20 protein-coding genes and 1 tRNA gene are annotated in these 22501 nt (G+C 63.5%); 4 read left to right on the top strand and 17 right to left on the bottom strand.

Going from position 1 to position 22501, the window contains the following annotated elements; translation table 11 throughout:
• Positions 1-168: 168 nt before the first annotated feature.
• The 16 genes from O8I58_RS18910 to thrS all read right to left on the bottom strand — a co-directional run bounded on the left by O8I58_RS18910 (position 169) and on the right by thrS (position 17621).
• The gene (locus O8I58_RS18910; protein ID WP_298319495.1) at positions 169-1659 is read right to left on the bottom strand and encodes a lipopolysaccharide biosynthesis protein; all 1491 of its coding nucleotides are present in this window, start codon (positions 1657-1659) and stop codon (positions 169-171) included.
• 4 nt (positions 1660-1663) lie between these two features.
• Entirely contained in the window at positions 1664-2764 is a 1101-nt protein-coding gene (locus tag O8I58_RS18905) for a glycosyltransferase (protein ID WP_298319493.1), read from the bottom strand.
• Positions 2761-3888, bottom strand: coding sequence for a glycosyltransferase family 4 protein (locus tag O8I58_RS18900; protein WP_298323202.1), 1128 nt, complete (start codon positions 3886-3888; stop codon positions 2761-2763). The genes O8I58_RS18905 and O8I58_RS18900 overlap by 4 nt, the downstream gene beginning before the upstream one ends.
• A 217-nt stretch (positions 3889-4105) precedes the next feature.
• Positions 4106-5425: a polysaccharide biosynthesis protein GumE gene (locus O8I58_RS18895; RefSeq protein ID WP_298319491.1), complete on the bottom strand. Its 1320-nt coding sequence runs from the start codon at positions 5423-5425 to the stop codon at positions 4106-4108.
• Positions 5426-5428: 3 nt separating this feature from the next.
• Positions 5429-6889, bottom strand: coding sequence for an undecaprenyl-phosphate glucose phosphotransferase (locus O8I58_RS18890; RefSeq protein WP_298319489.1), 1461 nt, complete (start codon positions 6887-6889; stop codon positions 5429-5431).
• Between the two features lie 300 nt (positions 6890-7189).
• A complete protein-coding gene (locus O8I58_RS18885; protein ID WP_298319487.1) occupies positions 7190-8599 on the bottom strand; it encodes a GumC family protein in 1410 nt (469 codons plus the stop codon).
• Complete coding sequence (locus O8I58_RS18880) at positions 8596-9300, bottom strand: polysaccharide biosynthesis/export family protein (protein ID WP_298319485.1); 705 nt, start codon at positions 9298-9300, stop codon at positions 8596-8598. Before O8I58_RS18880 ends, O8I58_RS18885 begins: the two co-directional genes overlap by 4 nt.
• A 509-nt stretch (positions 9301-9809) precedes the next feature.
• A tRNA-Pro gene (locus tag O8I58_RS18875) sits at positions 9810-9886 on the bottom strand.
• Between the two features lie 112 nt (positions 9887-9998).
• Complete coding sequence (locus O8I58_RS18870; protein ID WP_298319483.1) at positions 9999-10355, bottom strand: MerR family transcriptional regulator; 357 nt, start codon at positions 10353-10355, stop codon at positions 9999-10001.
• Positions 10348-10653, bottom strand: a complete 306-nt coding sequence (locus tag O8I58_RS18865; protein ID WP_093136318.1) for an integration host factor subunit alpha — start codon at positions 10651-10653, stop codon at positions 10348-10350. The genes O8I58_RS18870 and O8I58_RS18865 overlap by 8 nt, the downstream gene beginning before the upstream one ends.
• 19 nt (positions 10654-10672) lie before the next feature.
• Positions 10673-13051, bottom strand: coding sequence for a phenylalanine--tRNA ligase subunit beta (gene pheT / locus O8I58_RS18860; protein WP_298319480.1), 2379 nt, complete (start codon positions 13049-13051; stop codon positions 10673-10675).
• 65 nt (positions 13052-13116) lie between these two features.
• A complete protein-coding gene (gene pheS / locus O8I58_RS18855; RefSeq protein ID WP_298319478.1) occupies positions 13117-14112 on the bottom strand; it encodes a phenylalanine--tRNA ligase subunit alpha in 996 nt (331 codons plus the stop codon).
• Between the two features lie 160 nt (positions 14113-14272).
• Entirely contained in the window at positions 14273-14632 is a 360-nt protein-coding gene (gene rplT, locus O8I58_RS18850) for a 50S ribosomal protein L20 (protein ID WP_298319476.1), read from the bottom strand.
• 11 nt (positions 14633-14643) lie between these two features.
• Entirely contained in the window at positions 14644-14841 is a 198-nt protein-coding gene (rpmI, locus tag O8I58_RS18845) for a 50S ribosomal protein L35 (RefSeq protein WP_093136305.1), read from the bottom strand.
• A 293-nt stretch (positions 14842-15134) separates the two neighbouring features.
• Complete coding sequence (infC, locus tag O8I58_RS18840; protein WP_298323198.1) at positions 15135-15662, bottom strand: translation initiation factor IF-3; 528 nt, start codon at positions 15660-15662, stop codon at positions 15135-15137.
• 54 nt (positions 15663-15716) lie between these two features.
• Positions 15717-17621, bottom strand: coding sequence for a threonine--tRNA ligase (gene thrS, locus O8I58_RS18835; protein WP_298319472.1), 1905 nt, complete (start codon positions 17619-17621; stop codon positions 15717-15719).
• A 327-nt stretch (positions 17622-17948) separates the two neighbouring features.
• Here thrS and tesB point away from each other — a divergent pair, with 327 nt between their 5' ends.
• The 3 genes from tesB (at position 17949) to O8I58_RS18820 (ending at position 20602) form a co-directional block, all read left to right on the top strand.
• Positions 17949-18857, top strand: a complete 909-nt coding sequence (tesB, locus tag O8I58_RS18830) for an acyl-CoA thioesterase II (RefSeq protein ID WP_298319470.1) — start codon at positions 17949-17951, stop codon at positions 18855-18857.
• Positions 18858-18864: 7 nt separating this feature from the next.
• On the top strand, positions 18865-19383 hold the full coding sequence (locus tag O8I58_RS18825; protein WP_298319468.1) for a putative signal transducing protein: 519 nt from the start codon (positions 18865-18867) through the stop codon (positions 19381-19383).
• A gap of 64 nt (positions 19384-19447) precedes the next feature.
• Positions 19448-20602, top strand: a complete 1155-nt coding sequence (locus O8I58_RS18820) for an RNA polymerase sigma factor (protein WP_298319466.1) — start codon at positions 19448-19450, stop codon at positions 20600-20602.
• A gap of 179 nt (positions 20603-20781) precedes the next feature.
• On the opposite strand, the gene O8I58_RS18815 is transcribed toward O8I58_RS18820, so the two are convergent.
• Positions 20782-21387 carry an EF-hand domain-containing protein gene (locus O8I58_RS18815; protein WP_298319464.1) on the bottom strand — a complete coding sequence of 202 codons (606 nt, stop codon included), beginning with the start codon at positions 21385-21387 and terminating at the stop codon, positions 20782-20784.
• Between the two features lie 344 nt (positions 21388-21731).
• On the opposite strand from O8I58_RS18815, the gene O8I58_RS18810 reads away from it, so the two are divergent.
• A complete protein-coding gene (locus tag O8I58_RS18810) occupies positions 21732-22466 on the top strand; it encodes an arginyltransferase (protein WP_298319462.1) in 735 nt (244 codons plus the stop codon).
• Positions 22467-22501: the final 35 nt, after the last annotated feature.

Here is a 22501-nt window from a genome sequence, read left to right as displayed (position 1 = left end):
GGTCGCTTCGTGCGACACGTCAGCGGCAACGGCGGTGCCCGGAAGGCCTCACGCCGCGCCTCAAGAGTGAGTGTTTCTCCGCCCCAAGAGCGTGACCGCGCGCACCGATATGCATGCAGGTTCAAATTCGGTCCGGAATCCGCGTCATGGGTCGGATGGACACGCCCTTTACGCACGACGCCTCAACAGTTGCTTGCTGTGGAGAATCGTCCACACATCGCGACGGAACGCAGGCCAGACCAAGCAGATCAAGCCAAATGCAGTGAAAATTGCCGGCACGCCGACGACCAGCTCCATGACCGGCGTATGACCCCACTGCCGGGCGGCCAGCCATGAAACAAGCGCACAGATCCCGTATCCGATGATGGCGCGCAGCCCGTTGTTGAACATCGCCATCCCAGGCGCATTGCCGACGCGCGACACCCAGATGGTGGACAGCGGCCAGATCAAGGCAAGCCCGATGCTATAGCCCACCGCCACACCCAGCGCGCCCCAATGGGCACCAACGAAGATGCAGGCGATGATCAACACGCGTGCGACAACCGAGTACATCAGCTGCGCACGTGCCAGTCCCATCGACAGGAACACCCAATAGGCCGCATAGGCAACCACCTGGAAAATGCCACCGACGGTCAGCACCTGGAAGATCACCACGGCCGCACGCCACTGCTCACCCAGGAACAGCACGATCAATGGCGAAGCCTGTGCGCAGGCAAACGCGAAGATCGCCACCACGATGTGCACCATGACCGTCTGGCCACGCAGCAGGAAGGCCGCATAGCGCTCCGGCTCATCCTGCAACTTGGACAACACCGGAAGCGCCACGGTCGTCGCCGGCGCATTGATCTGGTTCAGCGGCATCATCAGCAACTGGAATGCGCGGTTGTAGAGGCCCAGTGCTTCGGCGCCGGTGCGATATCCGATGACAACCTGGCCGATATTCTGGCTGACGTAGCCCAGCACCTGCGCGGCCATCAGATTGGTGCCGAAGGTCAGGAAACTACGCATCGGCACGCCGCGATGCGGCCGACCCGGCAGCCAACGCGATCCAATCGCCGATACCACCAATCCGACCACGGACCCGACCACCTGCTGGATCACCAGGGCCCAGTAACCCAGTCCAGCCAGCGCCGCGCACACGCCGGCAATCAATCCCAGGCTTTGCCCGCCGACATCACTCATCGCCAATCGACCGAACTGCAGTTCGCGACTCAGGTGCGCACGGTACTGCGTGTTCATGCCACTCAACAGGAAGGTCACCGACATCACCTGCGCCACTGCCACCAGGCGCGGCTCATGATAGAAATCGGCAATCAACCCCGCACCGGCGAAGACGATCAAGCCCAGGACCAGCCCGATGCCACTGTTGAGCCAGAACAGGTTGTCGCGCTGTTCGCGCGAGAGCGACTTGGCCTGGATTGCGGCAGAGGACAGGCCGAAGTCGCGCAGGATTTCGCAGATGCCCACCAGCGCGGTGACCATGGCCATCAGGCCGTAATCCTCCGGACTCAGCAGGCGTGCCAGCAGGATGATGCCGCCGAACTGGACGACCATGCGGGCACCCTGCCCGGCCATGGTCTTGGCGGCGCCGGCCGCGGCACGTGAACCAAGACCTGATGTTGAACCCGGTGGGTTGGCGGGTGAGGTGGTCACCGACATGCCCTCACTGGCTCCGTCCCGTTAGGGACGCCGAGCGTTGCGCAGAAGCAGACGCATGCCGATGCCCGCGTCGTTGCATGATCGCGGCGGCATAGCTGCGGTAATGCTGTTCGCCGGCACGTGCCCAGTCGCGTCGCGACAGGTCGGGTTCGCGCCGATCGGGCATCGTACGGACACGCTGCAGCGCGGCTTGTATCACGTCGGCCGTCAGCTCGCCTTCGTACATGTACACCCAGCCATCGCCCACCTCTGCTGCAACCGCGGCGTTGTTGGGGGTCTGTGGCACCAGCGCCGGGCGCGATAGTGAGAGGCTCAACAACAGCGTTCCGGAGTTGTGCATTTCGCGATACGGCAGCACCACCAACTCCGCTTCTGATATCTCATGCGCCAAGGTCGGGTCATCCACGTACTGCAACAGCGCACTGATCCGCGCGTCCCCGCCACAGGCCTGTTCGACCAGTGTGCGCATCGCCGCATTGGCCGGACTGCCGACGATCCGCAGCGTGCAGCCTGGCTCCCGCACCCCGGCCATCGCATCGAACAGCACCTCGACACCCTTGTAAGGACGGATCAAACCGAAGTGCAGCAGGCGACCTTCAACCATATCGGGCTTGTCGATTGCGGCGTACCAGTCGCGATAGTGGCCGTGCAGCGCGGTATCAGTCCCCGGTGCACGCAGATCGGTGGTCGCATTGATCCTGATCCAGCGCGTGACCAGCCGGTCCATCCACTTCAGGAGCAGATGCTCGACGCGCCCGCCACCTTCGTGTGGCTGGAGATTGTGCAACGTCCTGACGACGGGCGTACGCAGCACGGTCCACCGCAATAGCAGCGCCGCGACCGCGCATCTGCGCAATGCACGTCCGATGCCTGAAGGATGCCGCATCATGTATTCGGGCCAATGCAGATGGACCACGTCGTAGCGGGCCAGCAGCGCCGTGCGCAACGACCAGTAACGGATGTGGACCATCGGTTCTAGCGCCCTGAACAACTGGACCAGATAGGGATTGGTCGTGGGCGTGGGACGATTGACCTGCTCCAGCACCGTCAGCACTGGGCGCGCGCCCAACCCCGCCGCATGCGCCTTGCCGGTAGTGGACTTCATGCGTGGTCCTTGCCAAGCGCGGCCTGGTACTCAGCGACATAGCGGCCCACCACGTGTTTCCAGTCGTAGCGCTCCACATAGGCCATGGCCTGGTCGCGTCGCGCCGAAAAGTCAGCCTGGGACACGTCGGCCAGGCGCTCGGCGGCCTCGGCAGCAGCATCGGCATGCTTCGGATCGACGATCACGCCAAGGCCAGACTCACGGTGCAGACGCGCAAACGGTGGAATATTGCTGAGAACCGGGAGCAACCCCGCACTCATCGCTTCGACCGGCGCGATCCCGAAGCCCTCATGCCGGGACAGGCAGACGAAATACTGGGCCTTGCCAAGCAGCGCCGCGAGCTCGGACTCGGATGGAGATACGACAATCTCGACGTGGTCTTCGAGATCGCGCGTGGCAATCTCCCGGGCAAGATCCTCACGAGTGAGGTCGTACTCGCGACCTGCAATCACCAGCTTCCATTCGACATTGCGCTGACGCAACCCGGCGAAAAGATCAAGCGTTTCCAGCAAGCCCTTGTTGACCGACCAGCGACCGAAATAGATCAAGGTCCGGCCGTTGGCCTGGCTGCCACGGCCGGCGAACTTTGTGACGTCCACGCCGTTCTCGATCACCCGCAATCGCTGCTTCGAAACCACCTTAGAAAACAGGTCGCCATCATTTTCGCTGGTCGCCACCACGCGCTTGTAAGCCAGCGCCGAAGCACGGGTCAGCGTGTTGAACCACAGGCGTTTCAGCCGCGAGGCATAGGCCGTATGAAAAAACCCGCCATGGGTGGATACGATCATCGGCTTGCGATGCACTGCTGCAGTCGCGGCCAGGTAGTCGTAGAAAAAATCGATGCCATGCACATGCACCACATCCGCACTGGCAATGGCCTGCAACACGCCAGAAGTCAGTGGATAGCGCGACGAGCCACGCCAGGGCAGGCGCCGGACCGGCAGGCTCCCATGCCGCGCTGAAGGTTCCAGCCGCAGTTCCGGTTGCGAAAACACCCGGTCGACCGTCACCACTTCCACCTCATCGATCCCGGCAGCCTGGTGATGACGCGCCACGTTGAGCACGACTTCCTCCATGCCACCCACGGAAGGGTGGAACTGGCGCACGACATGCACCACTTTCATACAAACACCTTGCGACGAGAAACATCCAGGAAGCAACACGGGCCGGCCTTCAAAGGCCCATCGCTGGGCACGCCGAAAGGCATCCGCAATCCACTCGATTCGCCAGCCCAGCATGCAAGCGACGGCGGCACCGATGAAACGACAGCCAAGTTCGGAGTATCGACGTTGCCCCGGCGCTCACCCTCAGGCGTCGCGCGGCCAAGGCTTGCAGTCGCGATCAAGACGTACCGGCCAGTGGCCTGTCACGCGCCTCAGCAAGCTGCCCGGCAGGATGACCGCCCACGCCAGGCTGCGACAGCCAGAAGCCTTTAGGCAACTGCCACATCGCGCCCAGGACGAACCACCACAACGCCGCGGACTTCACCGAGAACAGGCTGTTGGATACCAGCAGGCCCGTCGCAAAGGCCAGCATGAAGAAATTCTTGAAGGCCTGGCCATCCTCGGTCGGCATTTCCAGGCCAAAGGAGAACGCCAACAGAAATGCGCCGACAACCATGATCGACTGCGAGGCAATGAAGTAGGCAATGCCACTGTCGAAATATCTGTACGGCGCATCAAAATCCAGGCCCAGCCACGCTTCCGCCGTCATGTTCCGCAGCGCATTGATGGTCAGGAAGACGCGCCCCAGCGTCGTATCTTCATAGGCATCCACCCGCGTGACCCAGATCAGCGCAGCGGCAGCCACGATCACCAGCGGCATGATCAGGAACGACAGGCGTTGGTCAAGCCGCCGCAGGAAGGGCGCGCCCATCAGCATCAGCACACTGGTGCCCGCCGCGAGTCGCCCATCCGATGCCACGATCAGGAAGAGCAACAGTCCTATGGAGAAGGCAATCTTCTTCGGACTGAACGAGCGCCAGAACGTCAGCAGGATCGCGCAGAAGAAGATCAGGTAATTGCCGGTGGTGACGGGCTCGACGAAGATCGACGAAGCACGCGGCAGGTTGCTGCCGGCGAGGAAGTTGCGCTCACCGGGGCGCGTGGCACTGACGAACAGGTTGCTGTCCTGGTTCCAGAAGCCGCCCTCGTCCACGCCACGGGTATTGACGTAGTAGCTCTTGGGATTGACCACATTGCCGTACACGTCCGGCAGGGTCAGTTCTACGGCAGCCACCAGTGCCACGATGACGCTCATCCGCAGGAACAGCCGCGGCAGCGAGCCGCCATACGCCGCCCCCAGGACCAGGAAGGCGAACGGGATGATGGCATCGCGGATGAATTTCGCATCCACGCGCCACTCCAGCACGTAGCGGAACAGCATCACCACCGCGATCAGGCCGATGCCGACCAGCACCGCTGCGATCTTCTCGCGCTGGAGCGTCCAGATGCCGATACCAAAACAGCCTGCATAGATCAGCAGTTCCGCCGCGTAGGTCATCGCCGGCGTCACCGTGAACAGCTGCGCGTTGACGATGGCCAACAGGAAGTTGTAGCCCACGGAGAACAGCAGCAGCAGTTCGATCAGGAGATCCCGCAGGCGATGGTCGGCCCGTGCCTCGACACCGGGTCCATGCACGTCATGTGGAACAGCAGCCATGCGTCAGTACGCTGTCTTCTGGCCGAGCACGCGGAATGCGGTCAGCACGATGATCTTGCAGTCCAGCCACAGCGACCAGCGACGGATGTAGTCCAGGTCGTACTGCACGCGCTTCTTCATCGTCCGCAGCTCCGGCGTCTCACCGCGAAACCCGTTGACCTGCGCCCAACCGGTGATGCCTGGCTTGACGTAGTGGCGCTGCATGTAGTGATTGATCAGCTTTTCGTAATGGCTGTTGTGTTGCGCAGCGTGCGGACGCGGCCCGACGATGGACATGCTGCCGCCCAGCACGTTGAAGATCTGGGGCAGCTCATCCATGCTCGTGCGCCTCAGGAAACCACCGAACCGCGTGATGCGTGCATCGCCACGCGTGGCCTGTTTCACATCGGCACGCCCTTCCTGATGCACGTACATCGAACGGAACTTGAGCATGTAGAACTCACGTCCACCCAGGCCATGACGCTTCTGCCTGAAGAACACCGGCCCCGGCGAACCCAACTTCACGCCGGCCGCGATGACCAGCAGGAGTGGCCACAACACCAGCAGCGCCGCAATCGCCACGATCTTGTCCTGCAAGGCCTTGGCAACGACGAAGTAGTTGTCGCGATCCACGCCGCCCTGTCGCAGATTGATGACCGGCACATTGCCAATCTGCTCACCCTGCTGGTTGAGCATGCCGAAATCGAACAGGTCGGGAACCAGCTTGACGGTGATCGGGAAGCGGTCCAGCACCTGCAGTAGCGCCTTGATCCGATCGCGATCACCCAGTGGCATGGAAATCCACACCTGCTCGATCACGTTTTCCTGCAGGTAGCGCTCCAGTTCCTCCGGCGCGGAAATACCTAGGCACGGAAGCTGGCTGGATGCAGCACTGGGCACCATGTCGTAGCGGCTCTGGAAATAGCCGACCATCTGCAGCCCGACCCAGCTGTTGCGGGACAGATATTTCTGCAGCTTGAAGACCGGCGTACGCAGGCCGATCACCACCACGCGCTGGACGTCCAGTCCGGTGCTGCGCAGCATGTTCAGCGCGTTGCGCAGAAACGTACGCGACACCACCAGTGCCGCGAATCCGCCCAGGTACCAGGTACCCAGCCAGGCGCGCGACACGAACTGCCCCGTCTGGACGATGAGTGCATGCACGGCGAACAACGCGAATACGCCGCTCCACGCCATCCCCAGCACGATGCATTCGCGCAATAGGCCACGCCCGCGCCAGCTGCGATAGAGCGGGAACGCCGTAAAGCAGATCACCGCGTACAGCAATGTCGTACCAATGACGCCGCGATAACCGGACGCCGGTAACCAGGTATCAAACCGAAGCCAGTACGCCACCATCGCCGCAGCGATGACGACCGCAATATCGGACACGCGCAGCACCACATCGGCTGCTGCGGAATATTTTGAAAGCAATCGCGGCGATGAGGTGGTTGACGCACCGCCACTTAGATCAGCCAGGAGCATGGCATTCTCCGATTCAAACCCGGCTACGCAAGACGCGGGGGATCGCCTTGCCAGGACGGGCCTGGAAATCGTCCGTCACTCGACCGCTGCAATGCTCTCCTCAGCATTGGCCCCATGGTCGAGCGCGGCACCGTTGTGACATCAAAGACTGTCGTGCATCCAACCATTCCCTGCCCGAACCACTGCAGAACAAGGCCCCTGTTGCGACGCAACAATCTCACGAAAAAAACTACTGATCTGTGCAGCAGCGCACGTTCGCCATTCCAGGCCCAGTCCCTTGAGCAGGCGGGAATCCGCCCATCACGCCCGATGCGAGCGCCGTACCGATCCGATCAGATGCAGCATCAGTGCCAGCACCAGCCCGATGAAGAAGCCGAAGACCGCACCCAACGCCAGATTGATGGGGAGGCGTGGCGAATAAGGCGAACCGGGTACTTCAGCCGTATCGATCACCGACACGTTGTTGGCGCCCACATTACCGGCCACACCAATTTCCTTGAAGCGCTGGAGCAACGCGTCGTACAGCTGGCGGTTCGTGTCCACGTCGCGCTTGAGCATGTTGTAACGAATGCTTCGCTCTTCGAGATCCAACTGGTCGTGCTTCAAACCTGTGATGCGCTGCTCGGTCAGCAGTTCCTGTTGCGCAGCCGTATCGTATTGCGACTTCAATGACGCGCGGATGACGCCGATTTCCTGCTGAATCTGGCGATTGCTCGCATCGATCCGACTCTTCAATCGCATCATTTCCGGATAGTCAGGCTTGTAGGTCGCCAGCTTCTGGTTGTACTCGTTCTGCATCTCCGCCTGGGCTTCACGCAGGCTCTGGATCATGGGATTGGACACCACCTGCGGCAGGTTGAGCCCCGTTCCGACCCGTGCTTCATTCCATGCAGCTTCCGCCTGGATCTTGGCATTCTGCGCAGAGGCCAGCAGGCCATTGAGTTCGGTCAGGTTCTGCGCGGGCAGCGAAGGCGCGTTGTCGCCCACGGACACGATCTGCTGGTCGCCGGAGTAATCCACCAGCGCACGCTCGGATTCTTCAACCTTGCCGCGCAGCTGCTCCAGGCGTTCGGACAGATACTTCACCGCAAACGTCGATGCATCGAGCTGGCGCTTCAGGTTGTCCGAGATGAACGTACTGGCATAGGCGTTGGCCACGCGCGCCGACAAGCCCGGATCAGGTGAACTGAAATGCACCTTGGCCAGACGCGAATTACGCACCGGCTCGATCTCCAGGCCATCCAGGACATCGGCCGTCAGCGCACGCTCCACTGCATCCTGCTGCCGCTTGCGCACGGTGGCCTTGTCGCCCTCCGCACCTTCAGCAGCCTGGCTGGCCACTTTTTCCGCCAGTTCCTTGTAGGCAGGATGTTCGGCCAGGTGCGTGCTGCGGATGACTTCCTGCGCCAAGGTGCGACTGCGCAGCAGCTCATACTGGGTTTCGTAGAAGTCGCGATCCATCGGCGACTCGGTCGGCATCAGGTTTTCGATGTTGACCACGTTCATCGCGTCGCGATTGATCTGCAACGTGGTGGTGGCCTGGAACTGCGGCGTCATCAGCAGCGTGCCAACCAGCACGATGATAACGACCAGGACCGTCACGCCTGCGATCATCCAGCGCCTTGAAACAATGGCGCTCCAGTATTCGAGCAGGGTGACATCCGGCAGCTTCGCGTGCATGTGCCCTGGGCGGTGATCGACCGTACTCATCGGTAAGCCCTGAAGACCATGACGAAGGGAGTCAGCTCCAACACCGTTTTCAGGAGCAGGCGCGCGTCAGAGCGATAAACCACAACGATGTCGCCTCCGTAGATGTCGGGATCGGGCGCTGAGCCCGTTTCAATATCGGTCAAGTCAAAGCGGGCGATCATTTTCTGGCCGCCGATGTTGCGGAAGACCACCACGTTCCTGCGGCTGGCCAGATCGCTGACGCCCTGCGCCTCGGCCAATGCCTGCTGCAGCGTGAGCTGCGTTGCGCCTTCCAGCGGATAGTTGCCGGGCTTGGAGACCGCGCCGGACACCGTGATGCGCTGGCTGGTGAATTCCTGGATCAGCACCGAGACCTGCGGGTCCTGCAGGAACTTGCTGCCGTAGCCGCGGGTGATTTCGTTCTCAAGCTCGGTGCGGGTGAGCCCGGCTGCCTTGAGATTGCCAATCAGCGGCAGGGAGATCATGCCCTCGTTGTCGACGCGCACCTGGCGCTCAAGATCCTCGATCTGGAAGACCTGGATCTGGATCAGGTCGCCTGCACCGATCCGGTACTCGGGCGTCTCCTTGACCTCGCCCAACGGGTCGGGCGCAGGAAGCGATGCCGCCATGTTGCGTGTGGAACTGCAGCCGGTCACCAGTACCAAGCACGCTAGCGCCAGTAACAGGACGGAACTTCGGAGGGAATGATGGTGTCGAGCCATGGAGATAGAGTTCTACCTTTGGGTTGGGGGAAGCCCGCGGGTGCCGGCCTGCCTTGTGAAAGCACAGATCGACGGTCAAGCATTGAGGTCTTGCAGAAACGCCGGCGGAACACTTCAAGTCCGCCCGCCGAATGTGAATACGGCTGGCGACGGACTATGGCATAGCGATGCGACACCCTGCACATCGTGCCGCAAACCAGTAAAAGCGATGCTCGTCACACATGAACCGCTTGGACAGCCTTGTGAACTGAAACCGTTCTCCGGCTGAAAGCTATGGGCCATGCTGCTTTGCACCACCTTGATAACGCCGGGTGCGCGTTGATCAGGACATCAATATGTGACCTGTAGCCACTTCTTGTTTCCGACGCATGGTTACGTCTCGGTCAGCAAGTTCAAAAGGCATTCATGTGCGCTGGACAGTCTGCAAGCCGGACGCCTGGATCGTTTTCATGCAACACAACGAACAACGCCCGGCAAGCCGGGCGTTGTTCGTTGGAAATGTGTGCGATTGGTCGGGACGGCCGGATTTGAACCGACGACCCTCTGCCCCCCAGGCAGATGCGCTACCAGGCTGCGCTACGCCCCGACTTCGCAAAGAATCCCGCTGTGCAGCGGGCCGCGCATCATACCGGATTCGTCGCTCGGCTGGCAGCCTTGTGACTTCACTCGTTGGTGCCTACTGAAAATAGCGCTCGAAATCAGCGCCGCAACAGCTGCAGTACCTCTTCCAGTTCCACGCGGACCTGGCGGACGATCTGGTTGCTCAGGGTCGACTCCTGCTTGGCGCCTTCACCCTCCAGGCGCAGGCGCGCACCACCAATGGTGTAGCCCTGCTCATAGAGCAGGCCGCGGATCTGGCGGACCATCAGTACGTCGTGGCGCTGGTAATAACGACGGTTGCCGCGGCGCTTGACCGGCTCCAGGCTGGGGAACTCGGTTTCCCAATAGCGCAGCACGTGCGGCTTCACATCGCACAGCTCGCTGACCTCGCCAATGGTGAAGTAGCGCTTGGCCGGGATCGGCGGAAGTTCGCGATTACTGCCTGGGTCAAGCATTCGGGTTGCCTCCGGCGTAAGCCTCGACGCGCTCCTTCAACTTCTGGCCGGGCCGGAAGGTGACGACCGTGCGGGCGGAGATCGGGATCTCCTCGCCGGTCTTGGGGTTGCGGCCCGGGCGCTGGTTCTTGCGCCGCAGGTCGAAATTACCGAAACCGGACAGCTTGACCTGGCGCCCCTGTTCCAGGGCATCGCGAAGCACGTCGAAATACGCGTCGACGAATTCCTTGGCTTCGCGCTTGTTCAGACCGACCTCGTCGAACAGACGTTCGGCCATTTCCGCTTTGGTCAATGCCATCGAGCTTCTTCCCTATGCCTCAACCGCGAATGCGGGCGCCGTGTTCGCGCGCCAGCGCGTCGACCGTTCCGGCGACAACAGTGTCCACATCGCGATCATTCAATGTGCGCGTGTTGTCCTGCAAAATCAAGCCCATAGCCAGGCTCTTTTGACCCGTTTCGACCCCCGCGCCGACATAGCGGTCGAACAACAGCACCTGCCGCAGGAGCGGCCCTGCGGCCGCGCGGATGGTCTGTTCGATCGCGGCAAACGGCACCGACTCGGCCAGGGTGAAAGCCAGGTCACGGCGCATCGAGGGGAAGCGCGACAGCTCACCGGCCCTGGGCAGTGCGCGCTCGACCAATGCCGGCAGATCAACCTCGAAGCCGATCACCGGCACATCCAGGTCCAGCGCCTTTTGCAGGCGCGGGTGCAGCTGGCCGATCCAGCCAATGCACTGGCCATCACGAAACACGTCGGCCGAACGCCCGGGATGGCCGTAGCCACGCGTCGATGGGCGGAATTCCAGTTGTGCGCCCGAGGCGGCCGCCAGGCTCTGCAGGTCGCCCTTCAGGTCGTGGAAATCGACCGGACGCGCTGGCAGGCCCCATTGCTCGACGGATGCATCACCACTGACCGCAGCAGACACGCGCAGCGTTTCCACTGGTGCCTCGCCCTGCCCTGCGGGCGCGGCGAAAACATTGCCCAACTCGAACAGGCGAATGCGACCCGCCTGACGCGCGGCATTGCGCTGCAAGGTGGCCACCAGCCCAGGCAGCAGGCCAGTGCGCATGACGCCCAGCTCGCTGCTCAGTGGATTGGCCAGCGGCACCGCGCCCTCGGTCAGACCCCAGCGCTCCAGCAACTGGGCATCGACGAAGGCGAAATTGACCGTTTCCAGCAGCTCGCGCGCGGCTAGCTGGCGACGCACGGTGCCCGCGTCGACAAGGGTCTCGGTCCCTGCGGCGATGCGCGTGGCACCACCGGGGAGCGTCGCCGGAATGCGGTCGTAGCCGTGGATGCGGGCCAACTCTTCGATCAGGTCTTCTTCGATGGCGATATCGAAACGGCGGCTCGGCGCGGTGACCAACCAGCCTTCGGCCGCGGCCGACACCTCCATGCCCAGCGCGCGCAGGATCCGCTCGATGTCGGCATCGGCGATGTCCAGGCCCAGCACGCGCGATACACGGGCACGGCGCAGGTTGATCGGCGCAGGCGTGGACAGGTGCTCGGCCAAAGCGGCCTCGACCACGGGACCAGGGCTACCCCCGGCCAGCTCGATCACCAGGCGCGTGGCGACTTCGATCGCCTGCGACGCCAGCGCCGGATCGACGCCGCGCTCATAGCGGTGCGAGGCATCGGTGTGCAGGCCCAGTCGACGTCCACGACCGATGATCGCCGACGGTGCGAAGAACGCCGACTCCAAGAAGATGTTGCGGGTGGCATCGGTCACCTTGGTGTCCTGCCCGCCCATGATGCCGGCCAGCGCGACCGGACGATCGCCATCGGTGATGACCAGGAAGCCCTCATCCAAGGCAGCGGCGCGACCATCGAGCAACTGCACGGATTCGCCGGCGCGACCCTTGCGTACGCCGACCGGGCCTTTCAACAGGTCGCGATCGAACGCATGCATCGGCTGGCCCAGTTCCAGCATCACGTACTGGGTGATGTCCACCAGCAGCGACACCGGCCGCACACCGCTGCGGCGCAGGCGCTCGGCCAGCCAGACCGGCGTCTTGGCGGTCGCGTCCACACCTTCGATGATCCGACCGCAGTAGCGCGGCGCATCGGCGCCAGCGTCGAGCTTCACTTCCAGGGTGCGGTCATGCTGCGCAGGAATCGGCGTGACGTCGAACGGCACCACTTCGCTACCGCAGGCCGCCGCCACATCGAACGCGATACCGCGCACGCTGAAGCAATCGGCACGGTTGGGCGTGAGCTTGATCTCGATGCTGGCGTCGGGCAGGCCCAGATAATCGGCGATGGGCGTGCCGACCGGCGCGTCATCGGGCAGCTCCAACAGGCCGGATGCATCGGCATCCACGCCCAGCTCCTTGGCCGAACACAACATGCCGTTGGACTCCACGCCACGCAGCTTGGCCGCCTTGATCGCAATGCCGCCGACGTTGGCACCGACCATCGCCAGCGGCGCAACCAGGCCTGGGCGCGCGTTGGGCGCGCCGCACACGATCTGCAGGCGCTCGCCGTTGCCGGCATCAACCTGGCAGACCTGCAGTCGGTCAGCCTCCGGATGCTTGGCGCATTCGACGATGCGCGCCACGATCACCTTGTCCAGGCCTTCGCCCAGCACGGTGACATCTTCGACTTCCAGGCCGATCGCGGTCAGCGTCGCCGACAGCTCATCGCGCGAAGCACTGGTGGGGACGTGACTGCGCAGCCAGTTTTCAGAGAATTTCATGGTGTCGTTGGTCCATGGGGCGCGCCGAACTGGCCGGCGCAGCCATCAAAGCGGGAATCGAAAGATCAGGCGAACTGGCGCAGGAAGCGCACGTCGTTCTCGAAGAACGCACGTAGGTCGCTCACGCCGTAACGCAGCATCGCAAAGCGCTCCACGCCCATGCCGAAGGCGAAGCCGGTGTAGCGCTCCGGGTCGATGCCCACGCTGCGCAGCACGTTCGGATGGACCATGCCGCAGCCCAGCACTTCCAGCCAGCGCGTGCTGCCGTCGGGCTGCTGCCAGGCGATATCCACTTCCGCGCCGGGTTCGACGAACGGGAAATAGCTGGGACGGAAGCGCATCTCGAAATCGCGCTCGAAGAACGCGCGCACGAACTCGGCCAGCGTGCCCTTCAGATCGGCGAAGGTGGAATGCTCGTCGACCAGCAGGCCTTCGACCTGGTGGAACATCGGCGAATGGGTCTGGTCGCTGTCGCTGCGATAGACCTTGCCTGCGGCGATCATGCGCAGCGGCGGCGCGTGCTCGCCCATGTAGCGCACCTGCACACCGGAGGTATGCGTGCGCAGCAGGCGGCCATCGCCGAAATAGAAGGTGTCGTGCATCGCACGCGCCGGATGGTGCGGCGGGAAATTCAGCGCCTCGAAGTTATGCCAGTCGTCTTCGATCTCCGGGCCGTCGGACAGCTCGTAGCCCAACTGGCCGAAGATGTCGGCGATGCGCTCCAGCGTGCGCGAGATCGGATGCAGCCCGCCGCGCTGGCCATTGCGGCCCGGCAGCGTCACATCGATCGATTCGCCGGCCAGACGCGCGTCCAGCGCAGCGTCTTCCAGCAGGCTTTTGCGCTCGACCAGCGCCTGCGAAATCACATCGCGTGCGCGGTTGATCGATTCGCCAGCTGCCTTGCGCTGGTCACCCGGCAGGCTGCCCAGCTGCTTGAGCTGCGCGGTGACCTGCCCACTCTTGCCCAGCAGCGACACGCGCAAGGCTTCGACCGTATCGGGAGCACTAGCGGCAGCAATATCGGCCAGCGCCTGTGCGGTAAGGGATTCGATTTCGCTCATCGGTCCTTGGATCCGTGGAGTCGCGCTGCGTCCGCCAAGCACAAGAAGTTCTGCCGGCCGCAGAAAACAAAATGGGGAAGGACTCGCGCCCTTCCCCATGCATTCAATGCTGTTTCCGTCGGAGTGCCACCCGAAGGCGACGACTCCGATGGATCCACACTTATGCCGCGAGTGCGCTCTTCGCCTTTTCGGCAAGCGCCGTAAAGCCAGCGGCATCGTGCACGGCGATATCAGCCAGCACCTTGCGGTCCAGGGTGATGTTCGCCTTCAGCAGGCCGTTCATGAAGCGGCTGTAGCTCAGGCCGTTCAGACGGGCAGCAGCGTTGATACGGGTGATCCACAGCGAGCGGAAATTACGCTTCTTCTGCTTACGACCGATGTACGCGTACTGGCCAGCCTTGATGACGGCCTGCTTGGCAACGCGGAATACCTTGCGACGGGCGTTGTAATAACCCTTCGCACGGCTCAGAACTTTCTTGTGACGGCGACGTGCGGTCACGCCACGCTTGACTCGTGCCATGGTCTATATCCTCAGAGGTAGGGCAGCATGCGGTTCAGACGGCCGGAATCTTCGGCACGAATGATGTTGGTTGCGCGAAGGCCGCGCTTCCGCTTGGTCGACTTCTTCGTGAGGATATGGCTACGGTTTGCGTGGCCAGCCTTGAACTTGCCGGATGCGGTCTTGCGAAAACGCTTCGCCGCCGCCCGGTGGGTCTTGATCTTGGGCATTGCTAGATCCTTGTGGAGTTTCGATAACTGGTGTGGGCGGTGGCTGTCGCCACGCTTTCCGTCCTGCCCCAACCGGCTTGTAAGTCGTTGATCCCAAAAGACCAAGACGGGTTCCATGTGGCCTTGCGGCCGTCCCGGCATGACACCGGGCCGCGCATGATACATGCGTCGGGTTTTCCTTGCAAATCAGCAGCTTTGCTTCTGGCCCTGCCAATCCACCCAGACAGCACGAAGCCGGGCATTGCCCGGCTCGCGCGACCCAGCTGCGCGCCGCAAGGCGCGCCAGGACAGGCTTACTGCTTCTTCTTGGGCGCGATCATCATGACCATCTGCCGCCCTTCCAGGCGCGGACGCGATTCGATCACGATGTCTTCGCCCAGATCGGTCTCGATGCGCGTGGCCATCTCGCGACCCAGTTCCTGGTGGCTCATCTCGCGGCCACGGAAACGGATGTTGACCTTGACCTTGTCGCCCTCTTCCAGGAAACGGCGCATGTTGCGCAGCTTGATCTGGTAGTCGCCTTCGTCGGTGACCGGGCGGAACTTGAGTTCCTTGATCTCGACCTGCTTGGTCTTCTTCTTGGCCTCGTTGGCCTTTTTCTGGGCTTCGAACTTGAACTTGCCGAAGTCCATGATCTTGCATACCGGCGGATCAGCCTGCGGCTGGATCTCGACCAGGTCCAGGCCTTCTTCCTCGGCCATGGCCAGCGCTTCGTCGCGCGAAAGCACGCCGATCATTTCGCCGCCACTGCCGATCACGCGCACGCGCGGGACGCGGATTTCCTGGTTCTTGCGGTTTTGCTTGTTGTCAGGGGTGCTGATGTTGCAGTCTCCGTTATGGAATGGGCCGGCACCCCTCCGGTGCCGGTTCCGTGATCAGGCCGCTTGCTCAGCGCGTAGGCGCTCGGCGAAAGCCTGGATGCTCATTGTGCCCAAATCTTCGCCCGAGCGTGTACGCACGGCGACAGCGCCATTTTCCTTCTCACGGTCGCCAATCACCAGCAGGTAGGGCACCCGCTGCATCGCGTGCTCGCGGATCTTATAGCCGATTTTCTCGTTGCGCAAATCCGAAACCACGCGGAAGCCTTGATTCGCAAGGGTTTTCTGCACTTCCTCGACGTAATCGGCCTGGGCATCGGTGATGTTGGCGACCACCGCCTGGACCGGGGCCAGCCAGGCCGGATAGGCGCCAGCGTGGTGCTCGATCAGGATGCCGATGAACCGCTCCATCGAGCCAACGATGGCCCGGTGCAGCATGACCGGGTGCTTTTTCTGGCTGTTTTCATCCACGTACTCGGCGCCCAGGCGGCCCGGCATCATGAAATCGACCTGCATCGTGCCCAGCTGCCAGGTACGGCCGATGGCGTCCTTGAGGTGGTATTCGATCTTCGGGCCGTAGAAGGCACCCTCGCCCGGCAGCTCCTGCCATTCCACACCCGAGGCGCGCAACGCCGAACGCAGCGCGTCCTCGGCCTTGTCCCAGGTGGCGTCGTCGCCGAGGCGGTTTTCCGGGCGCAACGCGATCTTGATCTGGATCTCGTCGAAGCCGAAATCGGCGTAAACCTTCAGCGCCTGCTCGTGGAAGTCACGGACCTCGCCCTCGATCTGGCCCTCGGTGCAGAACACATGGCCGTCGTCCTGGGTGAAACCGCGCACGCGCAGGATGCCGTGCAGCGCGCCGGAGGCCTCGTTGCGGTGGCACGAGCCGAACTCGCCGTAGCGGATCGGCAGGTCGCGGTAGCTGTGCAGGCCCTGCTTGAAGATCTGGATGTGGCCCGGGCAGTTCATCGGCTTGACCGCGTAGGTGCGCTTCTCCGACTCGGTGAAGAACATGTTGTCCTTGTAGTTGTCCCAGTGGCCGGACTGCTTCCACAGCGACACGTCCAGGATCTGCGGGCAACGCACCTCGCCATAGCCAGTCTCGCGATAGACGCGGCGCATGTACTGCTCGACCACCTGCCAGATCGCCCAGCCCTTCGGGTGCCAGAACACCAGGCCCGGGGCCTCTTCCTGCAGGTGGAACAGGCCCTGCTGCTTGCCGATCTTGCGATGGTCGCGCTTGTCGGCTTCTTCCATGCGCAGGATGTAGGCGTCGAGCTGCTTCTTGTCGGCCCAGGCCGTGCCGTAGATGCGCTGCAGCTGCTCGTTCTTGGCGTCACCGCGCCAGTAAGCACCGGAGATGCGCGTCAGCTTGAACGCCTTGAGGAAGCGTGTGTTCGGCACGTGCGGGCCGCGGCACATGTCCACATATTCCTGGTGGTAGTACAGGCCCATCGCCTGGATGTCGTCGGACATGTCCTCGATCAGGCGCAGCTTGTAGTCCTCGCCGCGGGCCTTGAAGGTGTCGATGACTTCCGCGCGCGGCGTCACTTTCTTGATGACGTCGTAGTCCTGTGCGATCAGCTCCTGCATGCGCGCCTGGATGGCATCCATGTCCTCAGGCGTGAACGGGCGGTCGGACTGGATGTCGTAATAGAAGCCCTCGGCAATGACCGGGCCGATCACCATCTTCACGTCCGGGTACAGCTGCTTGACCGCATGGCCAACCAGGTGGGCGCAGGAGTGACGGATGATCTCCACGCCCTCCTCGTCCTTGGGCGTGATGATGCGCAGCGACACGTCATGGTCGATGACATCGCTGGCGTCGACCAGCACGCCGTCGACGGCACCGGCGACGGTGGCCTTGGCCAGGCCCGCGCCGATCGACTGGGCGACCTGCAGGACGGAAACGGGAGCTTCGAATTCGCGGCGGCTGCCGTCGGGGAGCGTGATCGTGATCATGGGTCTTGGAGGTCGGCTGGGCCGGAACGGTCGCAGGAAGCGCCGTGCGGCAAAAGAATCTGGAGGCGGTCGTTCAGAAACACAAAAGGCGCCACATGGGCGCCCTTGCAGGTGGCCATGTCGTGCGTCAGCGTTGGACGGTGGTAGTGCTCATGTCGCACGCTCGGCCGGCGCGAGGCGCGGGCCACCTGATTCCTGATCGAAAAAGCAGGGCCGCATGGTAGCGCAAAGCCTGCACCATCATGCAATGCAGCCGCCCGACGGCCCGGGTCCGGGGGCGGTCGTCGCTATACTCGGCACCCTGCCCGCTGCCGTCATCGCCCGCCCGTGCCTGCCGAACCCGTCGTCGCCGAACTGATCGAACTGCTCGCCCTGGAGCGGCTGGAAGAGAACCTGTTCCGCGGCCAGAGCCGGGACATCGGCACCAAATACGTCTTCGGCGGCCAGGTGCTGGGCCAGGCGCTTTCTGCCGCGCAGGCCACGGTCGATCCAGCCACCCAGCGCCGGGCACACTCGCTGCATGCCTACTTCCTGCGCGCTGGCGACGTGGAAGCGCCGATCGTCTACGACGTGGACCGCACCCGCGACGGCGGCAGCTTCTCGGTGCGCCGGGTCACCGCGATCCAGCACGGCAAGGTGATCTTCTTCTGTGCCGCGTCCTTCCAGGGCGACGAAACCGGGGTCGAACACCAGCCGCAGATGCCCAACGTGCCTGCGCCGGAGGACATCGTCGAACAGCCGCCGGTCCCGCCCGAGGTCATGGCAACCCTGCCCCCCAAGGTGCAGCGCTGGCTCAACCGGCTGGGGCCCTTCGAGTTCCGCCACGTGCAGACGCGCAGCGAACTGGAGCCGCAGCGCCTGCCGCCGCAGCAGCAGTTCTGGTTCCGCCTGACCCAGAAAGTCGGCGACTCACCCGAGCTGCACCGCACGCTGCTGGCCTATGCGTCGGACTACCAACTGCTGGGCACCGCCAATTTCCCGCACGGCATCAGCTACTACCAGCCGAACGTGCAGATGGCCTCGCTGGATCATGCGATCTGGTTCCATCGCCCCTTCCGCGCCGACGACTGGCTGCTGTACGCCATCGACAGCCCCACCGCACAGAATTCGCGCGGCATGGCCCGCGGACTGATCTTTGATCGCGCCGGCCGACTGGTCGCAAGCACCGCGCAGGAGGGCTTGATCCGCGTCGTGCCCACCGCCAGCGATGCGGCGCTCGTGCCAGCCAAAGAGTAATCACCTCATGCGTCAGATCTTCACCAGCCAACGCGTGGAAACCGTCGAGGGCGTGGCCGAGCTGCTCGAAAAGAACGGTATCGACACCTACATCAGCAACGGCCGCTCCTACCAGGGAAAGCGCGGCAGCCAGTTCAGCTATTCCGAACCTGTGGCCAAGGTGAAACAGCCCACGGTCTGGGTGCGCCATGCCGACGACCAGCCCAGGGCGCGCGAGATCCTGCGCGAACAGGGCCTGCTGGGCAGCACCCGGCCGGGCCAGTCGCGCCTGCTGGAATTCGACGAACCGGATGACGCATCCGGCAACAAGCGCCGCTGGGCCACGCGCATCCGCCTGGTGCTGCTGGCACTGATCGTGGCGGCCGCGGCCTTCACCTTCCTGCGCCATCGCAGCCTGCGCGACGCGGCCCAGGCGCCAGCTGCCACGCCTGCGCAGCAGCAAGCTGCGCCGCCGGAGTCCGGGCTGAGGGACGACGAAGAACGCATCCGGATTCCCACCCTGCCCCCGGCTGCACCGCAACGCTGATCACCCGGTCACATCCGCCGTCGAGGCACGTCATGGAAGGCAGACCCCGCAAGGAATCGCCGCAATGCACGCCCTGACCCTCGACGCGATGCTGCATCAGGAACTGCCCGCCGCACGCCGTGGCGACACCGCCGCCTATGGCCGGATCGTCAGCGGCTGCCAGAACACGGTCACCGCGATTGCGTTGGCGATCACCCGCGATGTCGCCGCCAGCGAGGACATCGCCCAGGACGCCTTCCTGCGTGCCTGGCAGCGACTGGACCGGCTGAAGAACCACGACAGCTTCCTGCCCTGGCTACGCCAGATCACCCGCAACCTGGCCCGCGATCACTTGCGCGCACGTCGTCATGCCGCCATGACCGGCGAGGATGCGGAACTGGCCATCGCCATCGCCGCCGATCCCGCCCCGCAACCGGCCGAGCGATTGCTCATCACCGAACAGGAAACCGTGGCCGCCGACATCATCGCCGCGCTGCCCGAAGACAGCCGCGAAGCGCTGCTGCTGTACTACCGCGAAGGCCAGAGTTCGCAACAGGTGGCCCTGCTGTTGGGACTGTCGGACGCCGCCGTGCGCAAGCGCCTGTCGCGCGCGCGTGAAACGGTGCGCGGCGAACTGCTGGCGCGCTTCGGCGAATTCGCCCGCGGCTCGGCGCCATCGGCGGGGTTCGCAGCCGCCTTGGTCGGGGTGTTGGGCGTGGCAGCCAAACCCGCAGCAGCCGCCGGACTCGAGGTCGCCGTCGCGGGATCAATCGGCGGGGGATTCCTCGCAAAAACAGCCGTTGGCAGCCTCATTGCCGGAGCCGGGTCGCTCATCTTCGGACTCATCAGTGCCGGCATCATGGCACTGCTGACGCGTGGAATCCTGTTTCGATTCACCCAAAGCGCGGATGAGCGGAAACGGGTCTCGGCAAGCTACAAGCGCTACATCGTTGTTAGCCTGGGCTGCATCGCAGCCTTTGCTGCGACAGCACGCTTCACCACGAGTGCATGGCCTTTGATCATGGCGATATTCATTGGAATTGGACTTCTGACCTACGAAACCCTGGTGCCCTTACGGCGCGTGATGATTCCGCTGCTTGAACGTGACACTGCACGCGACCCGATCAATGCCCGCAAGCGCCAACGCATGTATTACCTGATGTTTGGCAAGGCCGCCACGTTGGTGACCGATGTAGCCCTGCTGCTTGTAGTGGCACCTTTCATCCTGCAACGCCTGTAACGTCAGGGCAGTATCAGAAGCTTTCCATCACATCGACTTACCCCACGACACCGGAGACCAACACCGAAGTTGCATGCTGAGCAGCAGCCCGGCGATCTGACCGCACTGCCCGGAATACAGAAAGCCCGCACCGTTTCCGGCGCGGGCTTTCTATTTCAACAGCGACAGGACAGGTCAGGTCAGCTCTTGGCCGACGCGTCGTCCTGCGGCGGTGGCATGTGGCCGCGGCCATGGTCATCGCCCCGACCCGGGCCGCGCATCGGACGGTCCGGCTTGGCCGCATCGAACTCGGCCTTGCTCAGCTGGCCGTCCTTGTTGGTATCGGCCTTGGCGAACCACGCATCGCGGCGCTGCTTCATGCCCAGTTCGCGATCAGCCTTGTCGACGAAGCCATCCTTGTTGAGGTCCATCTGAGCGAAATGCTCGGCGAACTTCGGATCGGCCTTGGCTTCCTCGGCACTGATACGGCCGTCCTTGTTGGTGTCCAGCCTGGCCATGCGGTCGTGCCCGCGATCGCCCGGGCCACGCTGGCGCCAGCCGTGCGGCCCACGCGGCAATTCGTCACGTGACAGAACGCCATCCTTGTTCTTGTCCAGGGTATCGAACTGCTCGGCCAGTGCTGGCGAAGCGGCAGCTTCCTGCCTGTCGATCTTGCCGTCGCCATTGACGTCCAGACGCTTGGTCGGCGGCGTGGTGGTCGTGGTCGTGTCCTGGGTGGCGGCGAAGGCCGTGCCCGCGCCCAGCGCAGCGACGATGGAGAAAGCGATCAGGGTCTTGCGCATCATGTGCGATGTTCCTTCAGGTCCGTGGCTGCTTGCCACTGCAGGGGAAAACGCCGTGCGGCGCCTGCGGTTGACCAGCCCACTGGCGTCGTTAAGTCATCGGTTAGCGGCGTCAAGGAATCGCGTCATCGCATGTCCATCGCGTCACCACCCGATGCACGGTGGCAGCTGGCCTCGCCCTCGATGCCATCGCTGCCGAAACCTGACACCTCCGGCGTCTCACGCTGCAAGACCGCAGGCCCGCAGTATGCTGGGCCATGACCTTTCGCCTTCCTTGCCCGCACTTCGACGCGCCGCCCGTGCCCAGCGGGTGGCCAGCCTCCTGCCCGGCATGCAGGACGCGCTGAATGGGCACCGATGCGCTACCGATCCGCGAGGACGTCCGCCTGTTCCACACCGGCGAACATCCCTGCGGCTACTGGCCTGAGCGCAGCGCGCGCGACCTGGTGCTGGATCCGCGCGATCCGCGCCTGCCTATGTTCTACCCGACCGCGTTGTCGTGGGGCTTCCGGCGTTCCGGCGACCTGGTGTACCGGCCGCACTGCCAGGGCTGTCGCGCCTGCGTGCCGGTGCGCCTGCCGGTGAACCGCTTCAAACCTGATCGCAGCCAGCGCCGCTGCGCAGCGCGCAATGCCCACGTCGAGGCACGCGTGGCCCCTGCACAACGCAGTGAGGAACACCTGGCGCTGTACCAGCGCTACCTGACCAGCCGCCACATCGGCGGCGGCATGGACGACCACGGCGCCAACGAATTCGAGCAGTTCCTGATCGGGCGCTGGTCGGAGAGCCGCTTCCTGGAACTGCGCGAAGACGGTCGCCTGATCGCGGTCGCCGTCACCGACGTGGTGCCCAATGCCCTTTCGGCGGTCTACACCTTCTTCGAACCGGACATGGGCGCGCGCAGCCTGGGCACGCTGGCGATCCTGCGCCAACTGGAATGGGCCAGGCGCGACCAGCGCCAGTCCCTGTACCTGGGTTACTGGATCAACGGCCATCGCAAGATGGACTACAAGCGCCGGTTCGCGCCGCTTGAAGCCTTCGACGGGCGTCGCTGGTCGCCCATCGAGGACGTCGTGGAATAGGTGCGTTGCTGCGCTGTCATCGGCGCAGCCTAGAA

The sequence above is a fragment of the Pseudoxanthomonas sp. genome (assembly GCF_027498035.1).
Taxonomy (GTDB): domain Bacteria; phylum Pseudomonadota; class Gammaproteobacteria; order Xanthomonadales; family Xanthomonadaceae; genus Pseudoxanthomonas_A.
The sequence above is the reverse complement of the archived record's forward strand: the minus strand, read 5'-3'. Positions and strand labels throughout refer to the sequence as shown.